Source organism: Flavivirga algicola, from assembly GCF_012910715.1.
GTDB lineage: Bacteria > Bacteroidota > Bacteroidia > Flavobacteriales > Flavobacteriaceae > Flavivirga > Flavivirga algicola.
In genome coordinates, this window is record NZ_JABBHF010000002.1 from 113,953 (window position 1) to 134,801 (window position 20,849).

Here is a 20,849-nt window from a genome sequence, read left to right on the forward strand (position 1 = left end):
AAACGCTAAGAAATAAAGAATATGTCGTCTAATACCCCATTAAATCTATCGGAATTACCGATTTACAAAAAAGCTGTTGAGATTTTCACGCTTTCTCAAAATATTTCTACATATCTCAATCATGATTTATCTACTTTGAAAAATGATGGTACTGAAGATTCTAATATTTATTTCTCTGGTGACATCGTGCAACAATCTGTATCTCTGGCCCCTGAAATTTTAAATGCAGAATTAGAACGCTATTCAGAAAGAAAATACAAACACATTGCTTCGCTTAAACGCCTTACCAATATGCTTTATAAAAATTCTTATCGTTTAGAGCGTTCAAACAGTAATGGTAAAGACTTTTTACCTATTTTACGTAGTGAACTAAAAAAGTTTAAGAAGTTACAACACACTTGGTTGTTAACGCTTTAGATAGTTGTTTTTACATTTTTTTGCCCGTAACCTTATCCATGGGTAATGGGTACCACAATATTAAATCGACGTCCTTGATATTATAAAAACACCTTTGCTTAATTACAGCTAATAAACTTTATTTAATAAAATCCTCGGTCTGCACTCGGAATTAGCGACTCTCTTTTCGTTTTTCAAAAAAGTGATTTTTTTGTGTAACACTTGAACTTCTTTTACTTTTATTCTAATTCTATTATTTTTATTCTTCAAATATATTTTCACATATTTTTAAATATTCTTCTAAATCCAAGTTTAAATGTTCTTCTGCAAGTTGCATATATACATCATTTAAGCTCTCTGATATATCATGACAACATGGATAACACTCAAAATTAGACTCAAAAAGAGAATGCTCCTTAAAATCTTGTTTCAATTTGGCACATACGCGATATAAAATGAATAATAATTCGTCATAAATGCCATAAGAATCTTCTGTTTTTTCTGTCCATGCCTCTAAATATTCCGTTTCGTGAATATTAATATTTGATATTAGCATGATTCCGTCATTTAGATCATCACTATTATTTGGAGCATTTATATAAAAACAATCTAGCTCGTGTTCTCCCCAATATAAAACAAGGCTATTAATTTTTTCATTAAAAATTGTAGACTCACCTTCCTTTTTCACAGAAATACCTCCAAAATAGTTTTGTTGTAATTGATCAAATGAGCGTGTTATTGCAATATGGAAATATTCCTCAACATTAGCAATAGTTTCTATTGAAATATTTTTCCGATCATATCCCAACCAAAACAAATGATATTCATAATGTGTTATATGTGATACTGAAGAAAATCCAGCTATCTCTGTATATGCATTAAACTCCTCTTCCAGTTTGCTAAAGTCAATATTATTATAAGAATACTTTAGCCTTAATCTGATAGGGATGCCAAAATATTTTAAATAACTTAATCCCTTTTTTATGTCTTCTCCACTTATTCGTTCATATTCGAGATTATGAAAAACTAATATTTCTTCCTTTGAAAATTGAAAAATAAGAGATGTAGGGATAGTCTCTTCACTATATTCCATGGATTTTTTAAGAAATTCCTCTTTAAAAGAAGTAAATAAAAATTCGGGGGTAATTATACTCATATTAATAATTTTAATGTTAAAAATAATTTATGCTTTCATCTTATTGTCCAGTATAAAAACCAATTTATATCATCGTACTAAATTAGATCAAAAGCACATCTTAAACATCACTGTAAACAGGGTATAAAACAAAGGCCTAAAAAAGCTACCTCTCTTATTATATTTTTTATCTAACAGAGTAATAGTAAAACGCATGATATAATTAAATTCTATTATCTATTACGTACACAACAAATCCTCTTTTTACATAAATGAATAGTCTTTTATTTTAATACTTAATATATTACTACTAGAAAATTCCACTAAACATTTTAATGTCTATTCAAAAAATGCAATTAGACATACAGCTTTTTAAATATATGTTTGCAGAGTAACCTTTAGGCGTTCATTTGAAAAATTGAGACATCTTTTTTTATTGTATTCTTTTTTAAATATTTGTTTTAAGCTACTTAATACCAGAAAAAATAGAGTTAACAATGATATTAATTTAAAATATAACATCTTTTAATAGACTCGAGGTAAGCGACTCACACACTTTTTGCTTGGGCAAAAAGTGGTAAAGAATTTATAGCTCTTATTTAAAGACCCTTCGGCTTCGCTCAGGGTAAGCGACTCACACACTTTTTGCTTGGGCAAAAAGTGGTTCGCTGCTTACATGTTTCTACGATACTGCCCTCCTACCTCAAACAATGCATTCGTAATTTCTCCTAATGAGCATACTTTACAAACTTCCATAAGTACTTCAAAAATATTTTCGTTGCGAATGGCTTTCGTTTGTAATTCTTTTAACAATCCCTTTGTATCATTAGCTTTATGAAGATTTTCTAATGTTTTTATTTGGAACTGTTTTTCTTCTTCTGTAGCTCGAATGACCTCTTTTGGAAGTACTGTTGGAGAGCCTTTCGAGCTTAAAAATGTATTGACCCCAATGATTGGGAAATTACCATTGTGTTTTAAGGTTTCGTAATACAAACTTTCTTCTTGAATTTTACTACGCTGATACATGGTTTCCATCGCACCTAAAACACCTCCACGCTCCGTAATTCTATCAAATTCAAGTAATACGGCCTCTTCAACCAAATCGGTCAATTCTTCAATAATAAAAGATCCTTGGATTGGATTTTCATTCTTGGCTAATCCCAATTCTTTATTTATGATAAGTTGAATGGCCATAGCCCGACGCACCGATTCTTCGGTAGGTGTAGTAATCGCTTCATCATAAGCATTGGTGTGCAACGAATTACAATTATCGTATATAGCATATAATGCCTGAAGAGTCGTACGAATATCATTAAAATCTATTTCCTGGGCATGTAAACTACGTCCTGACGTTTGGATATGATATTTAAGCATTTGCGCCCTGGTATTCGCCCCGTATTTATGTTTCATCGCTTTTGCCCATATTTTTCGAGCTACACGACCAATAACCGCATATTCTGGATCGATACCATTTGAAAAAAAGAATGACAAGTTTGGACCAAATCTATTAATATCCATACCACGGCTTAAATAATACTCTACATACGTAAAACCGTTAGAAAGCGTTAAGGCTAACTGCGTGATAGGGTTAGCACCTGCTTCTGCTATATGATACCCAGAAATAGATACCGAATAAAAATTACGCACATTATTTTCAATAAAATACGCTTGTACATCGCCCATTAATCGCAATGCAAATTCGGTTGAAAAAATGCACGTGTTTTGAGCCTGGTCTTCTTTTAAAATATCAGCTTGAACCGTTCCTCGAACCTGCGCTATGGTTTTTGCTTTTATGTCATTGTAAATAGCTGTTGGCAATACCTGATCTCCCGTAACCCCCAACAGCATAAGGCCTAAACCATTGTTTCCTTCTGGTAGTTCCCCATAATATTTTGGTCGCTCCTTTCCTTTATAAATAGTAGCTATTTTAGCTTCAGTTTCTTTTTCTAGACCTTTTTCTTTTATATATATTTCGCATTGCTGATCGATAGCAGCATTCATAAAGAAGCCTAATAACATTGGAGCTGGACCATTAATGGTCATACTCACCGAAGTCATGACATCTGCTAAATTGAAACCAGAATACAACTTTTTGGCATCATCTAAACAACAAACCGAAACACCTGCATTTCCTATTTTTCCATAAATATCTGGGCGGTGGTCTGGGTCACTTCCATAAAGCGTTACACTATCAAATGCGGTAGACAAACGTTTTGCTGGCAATCCCATACTTACGTAATGAAAACGACGGTTAGTACGCTCTGGACCCCCTTCTCCTGCAAACATCCGTGCTGGGTCTTCTCCTGTTCTTTTAAATGGGTACAGTCCTGATGCAAAAGGAAATTCTCCTGGAACATTTTCCTGCAAACACCAACGTAAAATATCTCCCCATGCTTGATATTTAGGTAGTGCTACTTTCGGAATTTGGGTATACGATAAAGATTCTGTATGCGTTTCTATTTTAATGTCTTTATCTCGAACTTTAAATGAATAGATTGGATTTTTATACCTATTCACTTTTTCATCCCAACTTATTATAATTTCCCAATTGTAAGGATCTAGATTTAATTTGACCTTATCAAATTCACTAACAAGCAATTTAACAAAATCTGTATTGTTGTCTTGAACGTATTTCTGGATCTCATCATCATTAATACCGTATTTATCAAGAAAGGATTGCCTGGTTTCATTTACATTAACATTTAATACAGATTCTAAGGTTTTATAGATTCCATAAAGCTTTTGAGCTACTTCTACTTGACTATTCACTTTCTGGTCGTAAGCTCGATTCGTTTCTGCTATTTCAGATAGATAACGTGTTCTTGAAGGTGGGATCACAAAAATCTTCTCACTTATTTCATCAGAAATAGTAAATGTTGATTTTAAATCTGCTTCTGCTTTTTCAACCAACATATCAATAACCGCCTTATAAAGCGTATTCATGCCAGGGTCGTTAAACTGTGATGCTATGGTTCCGAAAACTGGTAATTTATCTTGAGGGGTCTCCCACAAATTATTATTACGCATGTACTGTTTTTTAACATCACGTAAAGCATCTAGAGCACCACGTTTATCAAATTTATTAATGGCTACCAAATCTGCAAAATCGAGCATATCGATTTTTTCTAACTGGGTGGCAGCTCCAAATTCGGGAGTCATGACATACAACGACACATCAGAATGTTCAATAATTTCGGTATCCGATTGCCCAATACCCGAAGTTTCTAAAATAATTAAATCATATTCAGCAGCCTTTAAAACTTCAACAGCTTCGTTTACATACTTAGATAGTGCCAGATTAGATTGACGTGTCGCCAAACTACGCATATAAACTTGAGGGGAATTAATCGCATTCATTCGAATTCGATCTCCCAACAAAGCACCTCCTGTTTTTCGTTTTGAAGGATCAACAGAAACAATACCAATCGTTTTCTTTGGAAAATCTAATAAAAACCGTCTCACCAACTCATCAACCAAACTTGATTTCCCAGCACCTCCGGTTCCTGTTATCCCTAAAACTGGTGTTTTAGAATGCTTATTCCTTAAATGTATTTTATCTAAAGTATCTTTAGCAACTTCAGGAAAATTTTCTGCAGAAGAAATAATACGGGCTATTGATCTTGGGTGTTTTTTTTCTAGCGTATCAATTTCCCCATTTAAAACATCTCCGATGGCAAAATCTGATTTTTTTACTAAATCATTAATCATACCTTGTAAGCCCATTTCGCGTCCATCGTCAGGAGAATAAATACGGGCAATCCCATAATCCATTAAATCTTTAATTTCTGAAGGCAGGATAACACCGCCTCCGCCTCCAAAAATTTTAATATGATCGGCTCTTCTTTCCTTCAACAAATCATGCATATACTTGAAATACTCATTATGTCCACCTTGGTAAGAGGTCAAACAAATAGCATTTACATCTTCCTGAATCGCTGTATTTACAACCTCTTCTACACTTCTATCATGTCCTAAATGGATCACCTCAACACCAGTCGCTTGAATGATTCGGCGCATAATATTTATAGAGGCATCATGACCATCAAATAATGATGCCGCTGTTACTATACGTACTTTATGTTTAGGTTTGTATGCCTCTTGTTGTTTCATTCGTAAAGAATCTAAGTTTTAAGTATTGCAATTTACGAAATATTCAAAAAAAATAGCTGTTTACATGAAATTATCTAAAATTATAACTACCGTTACTTCTTATCTATTTTTTAAACTAATTTTGAGCGCGTTAATTCATTTTCTAGTCTCATGAATAAAATTACACTTTTAATCCATTGTAAGGATCGTTCCAATATTATTGCTTCTGTAACAAATTTTATTGCTAAAGAAGGCGGCAATATTGTTTATATAGACCAACACGTAGATAGAGAACAGAACATCTTTTTCATGCGATTAGAAAGTGAATTTACAATAGGTAACTTTACTACAGATAGTTTTAAGGAGTCGTTTAAGAATACCTTAGCCGACGAATTTGAAATGAAATGGCGGATTTATTCTTCGGAAAACAAACCCAAAATGGCTTTGTTTATTTCTAAGTATGACCATTGTTTATACGATTTGTTAGGGCGCTATAATTCTGGCGAACTTAATTTAGAAATCCCGTTTATAATAAGTAATCATTTAGATTTAAAACCTATTGCTGACAGTTTTAAAATTCCATTTCATCACATTCCCGTTACCAAGGACACAAAAAATGAAGCTGAAAACAAACAGTTGGAATTATTAGAGCAATACAATATAGACTTTATAGTCTTAGCAAGGTATATGCAAATTGTTTCTGGAAAACTTATAAACAAATACCCAAATAAAATAATTAATATCCACCACTCTTTTCTCCCAGCATTTGTTGGCGCAAAACCATATCATTCGGCATATAAACGTGGTGTAAAAATTATTGGAGCGACCAGTCATTATGTTACAGAAGAGCTTGATGCCGGTCCGATTATAGAACAAGATGTTGCACATGTATCCCATACACATTCTATTAAAGACTTAATAGCCAAAGGACGTGACTTAGAGAAGATTGTTTTAGCCAATGCTGTTAAATTACACACCGACAGAAAAGTAATGGTTTATAATAACAAAACGGTAATTTTCTCATAGAAAAACTTATTATTAATAGCAACAAACCGTTAAAACTACTCCCGTTTAGCTCTATCCTAATATACTAAAACAATTTTTGATATTCTTTTTTCAAAAAAGTGTGACTTTATTTTTTATCTGTGTCTAATATGTAGGTTTAAGATAAAAAGCCCATAACTAGATGTTTTTTTGAAACGCTGGTGGGATTATTTTAGTTTGCACGAAAGGCACCTTACTCTCACAAGGTGCCTTCTTTTTATTAATCAAATCTCAAAAAAAGTATATTAGGTATATTTGAAGTGATTTTAACATCTAAAACATATATTTGTTACATATAAAACCCAAAACTATGATTCGTAAATTTTTAGCAGCCGTCTTAATTTTTAATCTTACTGCATGTGCAGAGCTACAACAAGTTGTTAACCAACTACCTCAAGGTGGTGGCATTGGTAATGCCGAAATTGCTTCGGGATTGAGACAAGCACTGGATTTTGGAATAGACAAACAAGTAACTAAGCTAACTCAAACCGATGGTTTTTTTAAAAATGAATTAGTAAAAATATTATTGCCTCAGGAACTACATAAAGTAGACAAAGCGCTTCGAGATGTCGGTTTAAGCAAATTAGCAGATGAGGGCTTAAAAGTCCTTAACAGAGCTGCTGAAGATGCCGTAAAAGAAGCCACTCCTATTTTTGTCGATGCTGTTAAGGGGATTACGTTTGCAGACGCCAAAAATATTCTACTTGGTAATAATGATGCTGCAACCCGCTATTTAAACAGTAAAACCCAAACAGCTTTATACAATAAATTTAGCCCTGTTATAAAAAACTCATTTAGCAAAGTTGGAGCAGACAGAATTTGGAATAACCTGATAAACAAATACAACAATCTGCCTTTTACAAATAACGTGAACCCTGATTTAACAGACTATGTTACTGGTGAAGCTTTAAAAGGCGTATTTACCATGATAGCTATTGAAGAAACAGAAATTCGTACCAAACTATCATCTAGAACAACAGATTTGTTGAAAAAGGTTTTTGCCTTACAGGATAACAAATAGTTTTACAAACATATAAGGTTTTTAAAGGGGTCTGAAGAGTAAATTATAATGACTTTTCAGATCTTCTCTTTTTTATACACTCCATTAAAGGTTACATTAGTATATATATCATTAGTAATCGTTTCCCATTGATTTCCTAAAGTACCATCTTCATTTATTGTCCAAATAACGCGATAGTAAAAAGAGTCCCCTCTTTCATCTTTAGTAACTTCAGATTTAAAAATCATCTGATTACCAATTCTATTGCCTTTAAAAGACAAACTTCTCCCCTCATTATCAACCCAAACTTGCTCCCACTGTTTCGTACTATAATTATAAAAATTACTGCTTGTTCCTCTATAATCCCCTTCGGCTCTAGCAAATTTTTCTATTAACAGGCAATTATCTCTAATTTTGTTAACGACATCTCTCCCCACAAGCTCTCCTTCTGCATTGGTGACAATCCACGTACCTATCCAAAAGTCAAATTCATTATATTTTTCCGTACAACATTTACAATTAGTTTCTTGTGCATAATTCGCAAATGAAAAAAACAGGACAAAAAGTATACTTAAAAATAATTTCATGATGGTAAATTTGGTTAACCCCTCAAAGCTATTTAATCTTTTTTAATTAACATAGGTTTATAACCAACTAAAAATGAAGGTTTTTTAAATAAATACTTCGAACATTCCTTTTAATTCTTGAATAAAAAATGTATATTTAGTTACTCTCTAACTATGTGTAGGACACATGAAAAACTTGGACGATATAAAAATGCATCAAAGAAAACTCAATAGGCGCTATAAAGAGCTTATAGAGCAGGCTTATAATTTTCGTCAAACGGATTCTGCTTTAAGCGATATTTCTGAATTTAAAGCCATCAAACTCCTTGATGAACTTAATCGGTTAAAATACCTCGCTAGGGAATGCTCTCACCTATCCCTATAGTAATATTTAGCAATTCTTTAACTTTTTTATTACATCCAAGACACACTATTATACGTATTTTATAAAAAAAAGTTATGAGTACACATTTTTGTAGAGTTGGTAAAATAAAACCAAACTTAAATAAGCTAATTAGCTTAAAAGAATTAGAGTCTAAAATTGCAAACTTTGTAGAGGATACTACTAAGATCGAGTATACTAAAGATTTAGGCGCAAGTTTTTAAAATATTTAAAAGCTTTAGTTAGCCTGGACCCGTACCAGGAAAACATCTCACCATCTGCCAATATAATGTTGGCTTTGGGATAAAACTCTTGTATATCCTTTTTATGCTTTTCTTTAAACGGGTAAGGCTCACTAGATAAAAGCACCATATCCACTTCTCTATTTTTAGTCGATTTATTAAATGCTATTTCTGGATAGCGAATCTTATTTCCAAAAACATTATCAAACTTATTGAGTTTCAACAAATAATTAATAAACGTATTATTTGCGGCAACCATCCATGGGTCTCTCCATATAAAATAAGCTGCTTTTAATGTTGGTTTATTTTTGATGAACACATTAAAATCTTCTAATTCACTTTTAATGGTGTTTATTATAGCTAAAGCCTCTTTTGACTTATTAAAAACCTCTCCGTATTGCTGAATCAATTCCAGACTATCGTTAATTGTAAAAATATCAGAAACATGCACATTACAAATAAGCTCGCAGGATTCTACAATATCTTTAGTATTTTCTTCTTTATTACAAAGAATAATATCTGGTTGCAATGCTTTTATTTTATCTATATGAATTTGCTTTGTACCACCAACAACAGCAACATTGGTTCTAATATGATGTGGATGGACACAAAACTTGGTCACACCAACTAACGAGCTCTCCAAGCCTAGATCACATAATAACTCTGTTTGGCTTGGTACTAACGAAATAATTCGTTTTGGAATATATCTTAAATGAATACTTCTGTTCAGTTGATCTTTTATTGTTTTGGTTTTTGCCATCGATCTTAAGTATTACCTTTGACGTCTAGTATTTTTTTTATTTATTTGATTTTTTATTTACGCTAAATATAGACAATGATTTATTCTTCTCATTTCAATTCTAAAAGTTTAATTTTAATTCTCCTTTTTTTTACGACTACCCTCTCTCTCAGCGCCCAAAAGAACAATCAAATCTGGGAAGCTCTTTTAAAAAATGACAGAAATCAAGCTTTAGAGCTTGTAAAAAAACTAAATATAAACGATGATATAGAAAATTTAATGCTTAAGAAACTTGTCCAAATGGAAAATGGAATCATGCAAAGTAATTCTGACTTCATTTCCAAAATAACTAGTTATTCAAATTATGAAAACTATTTATTTTCTAATTGGATGTTACCATATTTTTTTAATGACTATATTGAAAATGGGTTTAGCAATAATACTTATAAAGCTTCTAATCAAATTGATGCTTCAAAAATTTCTAATTCTACGGTTAAAGGTGGGCTTTATTATTTACAAGCAATTACAAAGAGGCATAAAAGGCAATGGGAGCAATATAATAACTTGCTTAAAAACATAAATGTTATTCATGATTGGGAATATTGTGGTGTTTTTGAAAACTTAAACTCAAGCGGAATTGAAATGCCATACCCTCCAGAAGAAATTACCTCTTCTAATATTATGTTCGATGCTCAAAGCAATGGAGATGCTATGTGGTACAAGCGAAGAGAAAATAATGAAGTTTACAATTTTTTCTTAAATCACTCTGAATATGGATCTGGCGTGCATTATGCCCAAACATTTATCTATTCTCCAAGTGATAGAAGAGTTCATTTGAAATTGGGTAAAGGTGGTTTGATTCGGCTTTGGCTCAATGATGCTCTTATCTTAGAAAGTGATGATAAATATATTACCGAATTAGATGCTTATACTTATGCTGTCAATTTACAAAAAGGAGTCAATAGAATTTTAATCAAATCTGCAACTAGTGGAGAAACGCCGTACTTTATTTTGCGACTCGAAGAGTTAAACGGACTGCCATGTAAAGAACTTAATGTTACATTCAAAAACAAGAAATATAATAAACGTACTATTGAAGAAGTAAATCCAATATTAGTACCACATAGCGTAGAGACTTATTTTAAAAATAAACTGGAAGATCAAAATAGTGATATCAACTTAAATCGATTTTGTCTTTTTCTTACTTATAATAGAAACGGTCACATAAACAAGGCTATAGAGCTCCTAAAAGAATGGTCAAAAGAACATCCAAATAGTTCATTAATAAGGTCCTGTCTTGCAGAATGCTATACTAAAATGGGGGATAGTAATGCATTAACAAAAATACAAAACAATATTACAAGATCTGATCCTGATTATTATTTATCATTAATGTTAGAATTTGAGAATTTTAATGAATTAATGAAATTAGATATAGAAGAATATGAATCGAAGCTAAAAAAAATTGGAAACTCTGTTGATTATTCATTTATGAATATCGCTGCCGAATTTATGATTTCGTTACGTCAAAATAATAGAGACGAAATGAGACAAAAGCTAGATGCTTTATTAAATGACAAAAATATACCTTCTACATTTGTACCAATATTTTCTGAATTCTATTCAAAAATATTTAATGATGACAACAAAACGATAAAGGTTTTAGAAAAGTTCAATGAACTAGAATACGATTGGCAAACAATAACATATTTAGCCTATTATTATAAAAAGCTAAACAAAATTGAGGAAGCCATACAGCTTTATATTAGCTCATTAGAAAGATTTGATTTTGATAACAATGTCCATAATAATTTAATAACGCTTTTACATAACACTGGTCAATATCAGCGATCTTTAAAATACATTGAAATGGCATTGAAGAACTACCCAACTTCATACCTATTCACAAAACTAAAAGCTGATGCTTATACACAGTTGAGCAAAAAAAATGAGGCCATCAAATTATATGAAATCGCATTAAAAAGAAGCCCTTCCAATAAGCAATTAAGAAATAAAATTAATGATTTACGAAAAAGCAGCAATCCCCTAAATGAATTTCATATTGACAATGCATATAATTATATAAAAGAAAAAAGAAATACTATTGAAACCAATAATTATGGTCTAAATGTGCTTCTGAATCAAACTGATTTATATGCTTATAAAAATGGAGGTGGTGAATACAAAACGACACTTATATACGAAATAACCTCTCAAAATGGAATAGACATTTTTAAAGAATACAACCTAGGGCTTTCAGGGGATTATTTGATTAAAAAATCTGAGATTGTAAAACCAAGTGGCGAAACTGTGCCAGCAGATCGTAATGGGTCTGATTTAGTGTTTGACGAACTAGAAATTGGTGACGTAATATACATTGATTACGAAAAGAGATATACAAGAAATGGTAGGTTTTATAACGATCAAATTTTAACGCATAGCTTTGGTGGCTATCATCCAACAATAAAAAATATCTACCGATATTTAACTCACGACAAAAAGGTGAATCATGCTATTACTAAAGGTAAAGCTGAATATAAAACGTATAAAAAAGAAGATCTTTATGTCCATGAGTGGTATTTAAATAATACTTCTGGAATTCCGATTGCTGAAGATTATATGCCTCCTTTTAACGATGTGAAAACAACACTTCATATAAGCACTATAGATACTTGGGGAGAAATTGCAACATGGTATTCGGATATCGTAAGAAATCAACTAAAATTTGATAGTGTAGTTAAAGAAGTTTTTAATTCAATATTTCCTAATGGATACCAACAATTCTCTGAAGAAGAAAGGGCCAAGAAAATTTATTACTATATAACCAATAATATGAATTATAGTTCTGTGAGTTTCAGGCAAAGTGGATACATTCCACAAAAACCATCGAAAACAATAAAAACAAAACTTGGGGATTGTAAAGATTTTTCTTCTTTGTTTCTTGTTCTTTCGCAACAGGCTAAACTAAATGCTAAAATGGTACTTATCCTCACATCAGATTATGGTAAAAATGAATTGGTTTTACCTAGTTCAGATTTTAATCATTGCATTGTTAAAGTTAAAATTAACGGGAAAGAACAATTTCTGGAACTTACTGATAAATACCTCCCTTTTGCAGCTTTACCTCTTTCCCTGCGAGATGCTTCAGCCCTTGAAATCCCTTTTGATAGTTCGGTAAAATTTACATCAGAATTAATTCACCTTAAAAATGTATTGAGAAAATCTGCCAAATTTCAAAGCGATTATATAATGGATCTAGAATCAAATATTTCAAAAATCAATATTAACACTACTGTTTCTGGAAATATTGCATCATATTATATTGATCTTTTTAAAAATAAAAAAGGTCAATTATTGGAAGAAACACTGGAAGAAGAAATATCTAACAGATCCAGTGAGGAAATAAAGTTAGTTGATATAACCTCTGTAAAGCATGATAAAAATAGTGGTACAATAAATTTTAAGACCAACCTTACCACAGAATTGAAAGTGAATAAAGTTGGGGATTTATTTACCTTCAAAATTCCTTATTTTTTAAATCCATATAATAATGCTATCATTAAAAATGAGAGTCGTTCTTACCCTATTGATTATAAGCAATATGAAAACGCAGATCATTATAGTGAAAGTATCCTTATAAGACTTAAGGAAAATCAGAAGTTTGCTGAAATCCCTTCAAACGTAAATTATAAATTTAAAGAACATACATTTTCGATAAAATATAGTACACCTAAATCTAATGAAATAAAAATAGACATTTTATCTAATGTAAATACGAATAACATTTCTATCGACGAATACTCCGAATTTAAAGATTATGTAAAAAAAGTGTTAGACACAAGGGAGATGATTATTAAATTTAGCTCTTAAAGAGACTTTAAAAGGTAAAGATATTTTTATTAGTTCTTAATTATAAAGATATCAATACCGAAACAATAATCCCCCTATAGAAAAACCAGCAGACGTTCCTATAAGTAAACAGATTTGCCCCCTTTTTAGTTTTTTTTGTGTTATGACATGATGAAGCGTTAAAGGGATTGATGCGGCTATACAATTACCATTCATAGCTAGTGTATCTATAACTTGAGATTCATTGAAAGGGTACATTTTCTTAAAAACCGCAAGCCCTGTAGACGATGCCTGATGTGGTATAATAACATCCACATCTTCTATTTTAATTGGAAGATCATCAAAAAAATCTTTGATAAAAATTGGCAGCTTTTTCTTTGCCAAACGCAACAGGTTTTTTCCTTGCATCCTAAAAAATATATCTTTGGAATTTATGCCAGTATTATTAAAATAATTGGCAATACCACCTCCTTCAATTATAGTATGGTATACGCCTTCTGAATAGGTTTTTTGTTGACTTTTAACTACTAATGATTCTTCAAAAGGATCATAAGCAATTATGGTTGCAGCTGCTCCATCACCAAATAAAGTAGCCGTTTCCCAGTTTGAAGGATCTAATCCTTTTGATGCTACTTCGGTAGACACAAGTAATATTCGCTTATAAGTTTGTCCATCCAGTATACTGGCAGCCATTTCCAAACCAGAGATAAAACTTAAGCAGGTGCTATCAATATCAATAGCTGGAAAATCGAAAGAAGCACCTCTTAATTCATGCTTGATCACACTTGCTTGATTAGGCAAAGGGTAGTCGTATGAACTCCCCGCAGAGATTAGCATGTCTATATCTCTTAAAGTTAAGTCAGCACTTTGTAAAGCTTGTTCTGCAGCTCTGGCCCCCATAAAACCGTTAGTTTCAAACGTTACATGATGCCTGTTTTTCACTCCTGAGTATTTTTCACTCCAACCAAGTGGAATACCAAGCATTTTTTCTATGGTTTCAGAAGATTTCGCTTCTGGTAAATAAACCCCAGTTCCTTCTATTTTAATTGATTTTCCAATCATTTTGTATCCTTCTTAATTTATTCCCTTTTACATGATTTCTAACAAGCGCCTTTTCAATTATAATATCTTTTACACCTCGGGATTCAAGATAACTTTTCACAGCCTTAGCTGCCAATTCATACGCATTGTTATTTCCGACATATAACTCCAATGTATCCAAATCCCTTTGTACAAGTGTATAATCATTAATTGAAGGGTCTGCTAATATAATGGTTCGTCTTAAAAAATCGGGATATACTTTTACGTCTTTACCAGTTATGGATTTAAATCTTAACACATCGTCCGACCTACCTTCAATCTTATCTATTGCGGTGAAATGGCTACCGCAAGGACAGTTAGACTTTTCATGAATAATATCATTTAACTCGTATCTGATTATGGGCTGGGTGGTTCTTAATAAATCTGTAATTATAGGATGAAAACGTTTTTTCTCTTTGTCCAGGTATTTTTTCTCTATTATCAAAAAATCCTCATTAAAATGCAAGGTTCCATGAGCGCATGTTGAAGCCAGTAATCCTTCTGTACATTGATATACTTGATGAATGGTTTGCTTAAAGATCCGTTTTAAAAAAGTAGCATCTTCCTGATATAATACCTCAGCTACCGAAATTATTTTGGTAGGGCTTATTGATAATTCTCTTTTTTCTACATAGGAGGCTAATTCCAATAACACACTTGGTTGAGCTACTAAAATTGTAGGTTGTAGCTTATTTAATCTGCCTGTATGGGTCTCCATATTTTTGAGAATATCGAAGAATTCAAATTGCAAGGATTTCGACGTCACAGAATCGTATAAATTACTATTCGCTCTTAAAAAAAAAGCAACACGGCGTTTTTTTAAAGAAAACCCAATTACTCGATCCAATACACAAGCTACCCACTGAGCTCTTTCTTCCTCTGTTGCCAAAAACACACCTCTATTACCGCTGGTCCCAGTTGATAAACCAACCGTTATCCCATTTATCAATGGCGAAAAATCACGTGATTCTTCTGCTTTAATGGCTACTTCCAGAGCCTTTTTAAGAGAGACCCTTTTGGTATTGATTATATCAAAATCTGCCATAAAATGAGCTTTATTGATTATGGGGTACTCATTTAATGGCGTGTTCTTTTTCGCCTTATCTCTGTAAAAAGGTGATTTTAACAACGTATTATTTAACCGGATCCATCGCTTTTCTTGTAGCTTGTTCAGTCTGTTTTTATACCACTTCTTATGTATTTTAAGTGACAACAACTTGTATAGGATCTGAATTTTAAAGAACATCCAAGTCAATTTTTTTAAGTACCAAAGCATCTGTAGTTTCAGAACAATGGGTCGGAATAATTATTGTTTCAGGGTATTTCTCATGGTATTTTCTTAAGCGCGTTAAGCTATTTTTAAAGTCTTTCCACGAGTGAAAAAATAAACGCACTATAGGATTTGGCAGCGTTCCTTTTTGATATGTTTCTTTTAACCAGCAAGCGTCCGCTATTAAAAAGTAGGTCTGCTTTTTCGTAGAAATTACCAACCCCATTTGACCAGCCGCATGTCCTGGCAGAGGAACGGCTATTAAATGTCCATCTCCAAATAAATCATACACCTCGCCCAGTTCAGGTATATTTGTTTTAATACTGGTTTCAATAACAGAGGTTCGTTCCATATAATCTTTAGGGAGTAAGTCTTTTAATATACCTTTTGTAAACCCTAAAACTTTTGGAATCCTGTTTAGTTGTTTTATCGCTTTTTTAGAAGCATGAAGTGTGGCATTTGGAAAGTCTTTTAAACCTGCTATATGATCTGCATGAAAATGTGAAATAAAGATATGTTTAATGGATGCTGGCATAATACCATGGGCGATCAATTGGGTCTTCGCTTCACGTGACTGATCTATAGATACTTTTGTTATTTTAGCATATATTTTATTGGGGTAGGATGATGTAGCTTGATAGAATCGGTTGGTATATCCCGTGTCAAAAAGTATCAAGCCTTGGGTTGGGTGTTCAATGAGTCCCCATAACGCTTTAAATTTGATATGTTGTTTTCTTCCTCCCCGAATGGCTTCGCTTTCCTTTGCCAAACAATGTCCGGCATAACCTAAATAGAGTTTACTATTTTCCATTTGATAAATACCAATTTGTAAATTCAGTAATCGCTTCTTCTGTTGTGACTTTTGGGTTATAGCCCAACAGACGCTTTGCTTTAGAAATATCCATAGTAAGGGACTTGGCTAAAGTACCAACTCCATACCTTGTTAATGCTGGTTCCTTTTTATTCGTTAAAATCGATTTAAATTCAAGTAAAGTGGCTATTGTTTTAACCAACTTATACGGGAGTTTTTTAACAGGTTTTTTTTTACCTAATTGCGTCAAAACATCTGCAATGGCATCCCAAAGAACAACAGGGGCTCCATTGGTGATGTTATAAGTCTGATTAAGCGCTTCTTCTTTTGCCTGCAACGATAACAGAATGGCAGTAGCAACATTTTCTACCGAAGTGAGGTCGGCAATATTTTTTCCGTTCCCTATTATTTTTAAACGCCCTTCATCAAACACCCGAATTAATCGGGGCATGATAACGGTATCTCCTCGCCCTATAATCGCTCTGGGTCTGAGTATCACATATGTTAAACCAGAATGAGTCAATAATACTTCTGCCTTCCTTTTTGTTTTAGCATAGGCATTAATTAACTTTTTAGGTAACTTATCTTCTTCTTTGATATCGAATCGATCTTTAAATTCAAAATAAAGACTGGGGCTAGAAATAAACACAAAGTTTTTAATGCCATATTCTAAAGCTGCTTTAATCAGGTTTTTCTGGGTAAGCACATTCGCCCTTTCAAATAATGCTTTTTCTCCCCAAGGTGAGGATAATGCTGCCGCATGCACTATATAATCAACATTTTGTATTATCTCTTGTACAAAAGAGAGATCTTCTAAATCACCTAAGACATAGGTTACTTTTTCATGGTCTATTTGATGTGTTTTTTTTAGAGTTCTACCTGTAGCAATAATAGTGTTAATTCGAGGCTCCTTAACAAGTACCTCTAACGTGCGCCATCCTAAAAACCCTGTTGCTCCTGTAAGTAGTACTTTCATTTATTTAACTATAAGTAAAGTTCAATATCTTTTTCAACTACGTTAAAATCTTCGCCATCAAGCATTTTTTCAATATACCGTCTCATAATATCTAAATATGTACTTTGAAGCGGAGACTGTTCTATTGTTTTTTTGTTATTGGATAGAAGCTCTATGGCTTTTTTATCCTGTTGTAAGGCTAGGTAAAAAAAGGGCCCCAAAACAGCTACTTTTGTCCATGATGGCAACCATCGGTTACTAGTCGTAATTTGTGAAAAAAAATAGTTTTCCCCAGGTTTGGTAGGCACTATTATAAATCGGTTCGTCATTTCGAGTCCTTTTTTGGAGTGAAACTCCAAATCAATAATATTCCCTTTGGATAAGATACCGTAACTGTGGGTTATAAATCTCCCAAAGACTGAGCCAATAATACCAGATTGATGGGACTCTTCGGTATATTTAACTTGTACTCCATTATTTATAGCTCTTATTTCTGCAATAGTCTTATTTGGTTTGGTAGATTTTCTAATGAGTCCATCATGTAAAAAAGAGGTATGCATGGGGTCTAAAAAATTCTCTAGAATATCGGCTGGATCTCCTTTTATGGTTGTACGGTATGAGTAAATCTTTCGATCGGGCAAAGGTTTTGATACGGATCTAAAAGACATATTGGGCGTCAAACAAACCCAGAGCAATCCATTGTGTTCATATGAGCTATAAGTTGTGAGTACACTGCACTTTCCTTTATAACCTGATTTAAGTCCAGGGATTACCGTGGTAAATCCTTTTTCATCAAAACGCCAACCGTGGTACCCGCAACGCAATTCATTATTAACCAGTTTTCCTGCCGACAATGGGTAGTTCCTATGCGGACAACTATCCTTTTGCACCACCCATCCTGATTTTCCTTTGTATATAACAATTGGATATCCTTGTAAAACCAACCCTTGCGGCGATTTTTTTAATTTACTAATAAGCGAAACGGGATACCAAGTATTATATTTATCCATATATGCTTTCCAAATGAGCGTTAAAGTTTGTATTTCTTTATAATAGGTACTCCAATCTTATTGGATAAAGTTTTTAAAACTTGCCAGCGCAATCTTCTGCTACGTGATAAGTGTTTCAAATATAATGAAGAATATTCAATAGATGGCTGTCCGCCCCGCATACGCTTAAACCCTGCTGCTCCAGAACTTAAATTAAGTAATAACCCTGTTTCGAATTTATTAAGAATTGCCAACTGTGCGGCATGAATATAGAGTCCTTCTTTTTGTGGCATATCGGTATCATATCCAACCAGTGGCGATGTGATGGTATTATCTATGGTAAACACGCCCGAAAATGCCTTTAAGCTCCCCTTCTCATCTACATAGCCTTGAAACTTCACAAGTTTTTTATCATAACAATCTTGAAAATATTTAAGTGTGAATTGGGGATTGAATTTTGAATATTTTACCAGATAAAGTTTTCGATATAATTCAAGTGCTTGTAGCAGGAAGTCTTTCATACCTTCGTGGTTTATCAACTGGAGGCCAGACCTCTTGATTAGTTTATTGTCATGTTTATTATTACGATGTTTTAACCAAGCTTCTTTAGAAAGATCAAATATATAGACTTGCCTACTACCAATACAATCATAACCATTTGCTTTAAACAAATCCAATAAACTACGATGTTGGTATTCATTTAGAGATCTAAAGATAATGGCATGATCTGGGTACTCTGATACTATAAAGGCAGTAATCGCTTCAATTTCCTTTCCATCCCATTCTGGAAATGGATTGGTTGAAAGCAAAAAGTTATTGATGTGAATATTCTTATCAATTTCCCCTTTTCTAAGCCATTTTGCTATGATATTTAATAAAAGCAGTAGTAACTTTTTAACGACTTTATTTTTTATTTTCCACTTAATTTCATCTTTTGAATAATTAGCATAAGCTGTATAAGGAGAACAAACAAATGAATTATCCCATTCTTTATCATTAATCGTTACTGGAAAAAACAGTTTTTCATTAACCCGCAGAACACGGTATGTGGTTTTTACATTTTCAATTAACAACTCTGAGTCGTTCTGAAACAGCTCGCTAAAACCTCGAATTGTCCCTGTTAACTCCTCTTGTTTTGCCCATCTAACTTTCATTGCCATTCCATTCAATATCATAGGTGGTCGCCTTTAACCAACTGATTCGTTTAAATAGTTTAATATAGGCTATCTCGAATAAACTAAGCCATTGCATCATAGCAGGAAGCGGATCGTAATAACGAAATATCGCATCTTTAGCTTGCCTAACTTCTTTTTTAAAAAATTTAAAAGGATATCCCAACAACATTAAAAACAAAAGCATCTGGTTGCGTTTATCTTGAAAAGGTCTTAGACCATTCACTAAAAAACAATCTGCTAATTGATTCTCCAGCAAATGCGCACCACTAGTTCCACGAGGATTGCATTCAATAAACCACGGACCGTCTTTTGCTATTATCACATCAAAACTTAATTGTCCTGTATAATTTAGGTGTTCTCCAAACTTTTTCACCTGTGCTTCTACTTCTTTATTTTCAATGAATTTAAAAAATATACCAGCCCCCTTACCTGCTCTAAATAATGGTTCATAACAAACAAGACCTCTTAATTCGCCTTCATCCCAAATAGAATACACACAGATTTCTTTTCCGTGTATTTTTTTTTGCGCAATCCATTTTTCTGGATTGCCAAGTTCGTCCTTAGTTAGTAAAACCCCATTAAAAATATTGCCAGCAAACCTTGAATATTTTTGTTTAAAAACATAATGGTTACTATGGTTCCAATTCTTGAATTCATCTGCCGATATAGTTTCTGGTATGGACAACTGATGCTTAAATGCTTTTGCAAAAGTTTCTTTATTATGCAAACGGTTTAACTCTTGGATATTCGTTGTCCAAACTTTGCAGAGAAACTTATTTTTATATTTAGCTATATAAAACGCCTCTTCACAGCAAGGGATAAGATCGGTAATAGCATAGTTTGAAACTAACCTGGCAACAGTATTAATATATGCTTGTGTATTAAATCGGGCAGAAGGGAGTTGTTCATATTTTATTATAGCATTTGTCCACCTTCCGATGGGTAAAACTAAAGAATCTGCTAAGATCACCCGAATACCCTGTTTTTTAAAACTTCGGACAAGCACAAGAGTCATTGGAGCTCGAGCACCTAATATGAGTATGTTTTTATGCGTCTTCATTTAATCTTAAACAAAGATACTCACTTTGAATGTCTCGCTAAAAACGTTATTATTTTTAAGATGCCTT

17 protein-coding genes are annotated in these 20,849 nt (G+C 32.9%); 6 read left to right on the forward strand and 11 right to left on the reverse strand.

Annotated elements, in window-relative coordinates:
- The first annotated feature begins 21 nt into the window (after window positions 1–21).
- Window positions 22–417 (forward strand): hypothetical protein, encoded by a 396-nt coding sequence (locus HHX25_RS03355; RefSeq protein WP_169670126.1) that lies wholly within the window; start codon window positions 22–24, stop codon window positions 415–417.
- 238 nt (window positions 418–655) lie between these two features.
- Here the strand turns inward: HHX25_RS03355 and HHX25_RS03360 are convergent, their stop codons facing one another.
- Entirely contained in the window at window positions 656–1,552 is an 897-nt protein-coding gene (locus HHX25_RS03360; RefSeq protein ID WP_169670128.1) for a hypothetical protein, read from the reverse strand.
- Between the two features lie 651 nt (window positions 1,553–2,203).
- Window positions 2,204–5,641: a methylmalonyl-CoA mutase family protein gene (locus tag HHX25_RS03365; protein ID WP_169670130.1), complete on the reverse strand. Its 3,438-nt coding sequence runs from the start codon at window positions 5,639–5,641 to the stop codon at window positions 2,204–2,206.
- A gap of 150 nt (window positions 5,642–5,791) precedes the next feature.
- Between HHX25_RS03365 and purU the strand changes: the two genes are divergently transcribed.
- Both purU and HHX25_RS03375 read left to right on the forward strand, forming a co-directional pair.
- On the forward strand, window positions 5,792–6,646 hold the full coding sequence (purU, locus tag HHX25_RS03370) for a formyltetrahydrofolate deformylase (RefSeq protein WP_169670132.1): 855 nt from the start codon (window positions 5,792–5,794) through the stop codon (window positions 6,644–6,646).
- A 328-nt stretch (window positions 6,647–6,974) separates the two neighbouring features.
- On the forward strand, window positions 6,975–7,685 hold the full coding sequence (locus HHX25_RS03375) for a DUF4197 domain-containing protein (RefSeq protein ID WP_169670134.1): 711 nt from the start codon (window positions 6,975–6,977) through the stop codon (window positions 7,683–7,685).
- Window positions 7,686–7,741: 56 nt separating this feature from the next.
- Here the strand turns inward: HHX25_RS03375 and HHX25_RS03380 are convergent, their stop codons facing one another.
- The gene (locus HHX25_RS03380) at window positions 7,742–8,251 is read right to left on the reverse strand and encodes a hypothetical protein (RefSeq protein ID WP_169670136.1); all 510 of its coding nucleotides are present in this window, start codon (window positions 8,249–8,251) and stop codon (window positions 7,742–7,744) included.
- Between the two features lie 166 nt (window positions 8,252–8,417).
- Here HHX25_RS03380 and HHX25_RS03385 point away from each other — a divergent pair, with 166 nt between their 5' ends.
- Window positions 8,418–8,615 (forward strand): Lacal_2735 family protein, encoded by a 198-nt coding sequence (locus tag HHX25_RS03385; RefSeq protein ID WP_169670138.1) that lies wholly within the window; start codon window positions 8,418–8,420, stop codon window positions 8,613–8,615.
- Window positions 8,616–8,689: 74 nt separating this feature from the next.
- Window positions 8,690–8,836, forward strand: a complete 147-nt coding sequence (locus HHX25_RS03390; protein ID WP_169670140.1) for a hypothetical protein — start codon at window positions 8,690–8,692, stop codon at window positions 8,834–8,836.
- On the opposite strand, the gene HHX25_RS03395 is transcribed toward HHX25_RS03390, so the two are convergent.
- The gene (locus tag HHX25_RS03395; RefSeq protein ID WP_169670142.1) at window positions 8,811–9,614 is read right to left on the reverse strand and encodes an ABC transporter substrate-binding protein; all 804 of its coding nucleotides are present in this window, start codon (window positions 9,612–9,614) and stop codon (window positions 8,811–8,813) included. The two genes, HHX25_RS03390 and HHX25_RS03395, sit on opposite strands and share 26 nt — an antisense overlap.
- Window positions 9,615–9,689: 75 nt before the next feature.
- On the opposite strand from HHX25_RS03395, the gene HHX25_RS03400 reads away from it, so the two are divergent.
- A complete protein-coding gene (locus HHX25_RS03400; protein ID WP_169670144.1) occupies window positions 9,690–13,463 on the forward strand; it encodes a transglutaminase domain-containing protein in 3,774 nt (1,257 codons plus the stop codon).
- Window positions 13,464–13,514: 51 nt separating this feature from the next.
- On the opposite strand, the gene HHX25_RS03405 is transcribed toward HHX25_RS03400, so the two are convergent.
- The 7 genes from HHX25_RS03405 to HHX25_RS03435 are packed head-to-tail and all read right to left on the reverse strand — an operon-like array spanning window position 13,515 to window position 20,782.
- Window positions 13,515–14,504 carry a 3-oxoacyl-[acyl-carrier-protein] synthase III C-terminal domain-containing protein gene (locus tag HHX25_RS03405; protein WP_169670146.1) on the reverse strand — a complete coding sequence of 330 codons (990 nt, stop codon included), beginning with the start codon at window positions 14,502–14,504 and terminating at the stop codon, window positions 13,515–13,517.
- Entirely contained in the window at window positions 14,485–15,768 is a 1,284-nt protein-coding gene (locus HHX25_RS03410) for a F390 synthetase-related protein (RefSeq protein WP_169670148.1), read from the reverse strand. Before HHX25_RS03410 ends, HHX25_RS03405 begins: the two co-directional genes overlap by 20 nt.
- Window positions 15,758–16,603 (reverse strand): MBL fold metallo-hydrolase, encoded by an 846-nt coding sequence (locus HHX25_RS03415; RefSeq protein ID WP_169670150.1) that lies wholly within the window; start codon window positions 16,601–16,603, stop codon window positions 15,758–15,760. The genes HHX25_RS03410 and HHX25_RS03415 overlap by 11 nt, the downstream gene beginning before the upstream one ends.
- Window positions 16,593–17,579: an NAD-dependent epimerase/dehydratase family protein gene (locus HHX25_RS03420; RefSeq protein WP_169670151.1), complete on the reverse strand. Its 987-nt coding sequence runs from the start codon at window positions 17,577–17,579 to the stop codon at window positions 16,593–16,595. Before HHX25_RS03420 ends, HHX25_RS03415 begins: the two co-directional genes overlap by 11 nt.
- 8 nt (window positions 17,580–17,587) lie before the next feature.
- Window positions 17,588–18,568 carry a Rieske 2Fe-2S domain-containing protein gene (locus HHX25_RS03425; RefSeq protein ID WP_169670159.1) on the reverse strand — a complete coding sequence of 327 codons (981 nt, stop codon included), beginning with the start codon at window positions 18,566–18,568 and terminating at the stop codon, window positions 17,588–17,590.
- A 20-nt stretch (window positions 18,569–18,588) separates the two neighbouring features.
- Entirely contained in the window at window positions 18,589–19,701 is a 1,113-nt protein-coding gene (locus tag HHX25_RS03430) for a hypothetical protein (protein WP_169670160.1), read from the reverse strand.
- A complete protein-coding gene (locus HHX25_RS03435) occupies window positions 19,691–20,782 on the reverse strand; it encodes an ATP-grasp domain-containing protein (RefSeq protein WP_169670163.1) in 1,092 nt (363 codons plus the stop codon). Before HHX25_RS03435 ends, HHX25_RS03430 begins: the two co-directional genes overlap by 11 nt.
- Window positions 20,783–20,849 lie beyond the last annotated feature (67 nt).

Excerpts from the sequence above, each read along its gene's own strand:
- HHX25_RS03355 (WP_169670126.1), top strand. The coding sequence starts at position 22 with ATGTCGTCTAATACCCCATTAAATCTATCGGAATTACCGATTTACAAA.
- HHX25_RS03360 (WP_169670128.1), bottom strand. The coding sequence starts at position 1,552 with ATGAGTATAATTACCCCCGAATTTTTATTTACTTCTTTTAAAGAGGAA.
- HHX25_RS03365 (WP_169670130.1), bottom strand. The coding sequence starts at position 5,641 with ATGAAACAACAAGAGGCATACAAACCTAAACATAAAGTACGTATAGTA.
- purU (WP_169670132.1), top strand. The coding sequence starts at position 5,792 with ATGAATAAAATTACACTTTTAATCCATTGTAAGGATCGTTCCAATATT.
- HHX25_RS03375 (WP_169670134.1), top strand. The coding sequence starts at position 6,975 with ATGATTCGTAAATTTTTAGCAGCCGTCTTAATTTTTAATCTTACTGCA.
- HHX25_RS03380 (WP_169670136.1), bottom strand. The coding sequence starts at position 8,251 with ATGAAATTATTTTTAAGTATACTTTTTGTCCTGTTTTTTTCATTTGCG.
- HHX25_RS03385 (WP_169670138.1), top strand. The coding sequence starts at position 8,418 with ATGAAAAACTTGGACGATATAAAAATGCATCAAAGAAAACTCAATAGG.
- HHX25_RS03390 (WP_169670140.1), top strand. The coding sequence starts at position 8,690 with ATGAGTACACATTTTTGTAGAGTTGGTAAAATAAAACCAAACTTAAAT.
- HHX25_RS03395 (WP_169670142.1), bottom strand. The coding sequence starts at position 9,614 with ATGGCAAAAACCAAAACAATAAAAGATCAACTGAACAGAAGTATTCAT.
- HHX25_RS03400 (WP_169670144.1), top strand. The coding sequence starts at position 9,690 with ATGATTTATTCTTCTCATTTCAATTCTAAAAGTTTAATTTTAATTCTC.
- HHX25_RS03405 (WP_169670146.1), bottom strand. The coding sequence starts at position 14,504 with ATGATTGGAAAATCAATTAAAATAGAAGGAACTGGGGTTTATTTACCA.
- HHX25_RS03410 (WP_169670148.1), bottom strand. The coding sequence starts at position 15,768 with ATGTTCTTTAAAATTCAGATCCTATACAAGTTGTTGTCACTTAAAATA.
- HHX25_RS03415 (WP_169670150.1), bottom strand. The coding sequence starts at position 16,603 with ATGGAAAATAGTAAACTCTATTTAGGTTATGCCGGACATTGTTTGGCA.
- HHX25_RS03420 (WP_169670151.1), bottom strand. The coding sequence starts at position 17,579 with ATGAAAGTACTACTTACAGGAGCAACAGGGTTTTTAGGATGGCGCACG.
- HHX25_RS03425 (WP_169670159.1), bottom strand. The coding sequence starts at position 18,568 with ATGGATAAATATAATACTTGGTATCCCGTTTCGCTTATTAGTAAATTA.
- HHX25_RS03430 (WP_169670160.1), bottom strand. The coding sequence starts at position 19,701 with ATGAAAGTTAGATGGGCAAAACAAGAGGAGTTAACAGGGACAATTCGA.
- HHX25_RS03435 (WP_169670163.1), bottom strand. The coding sequence starts at position 20,782 with ATGAAGACGCATAAAAACATACTCATATTAGGTGCTCGAGCTCCAATG.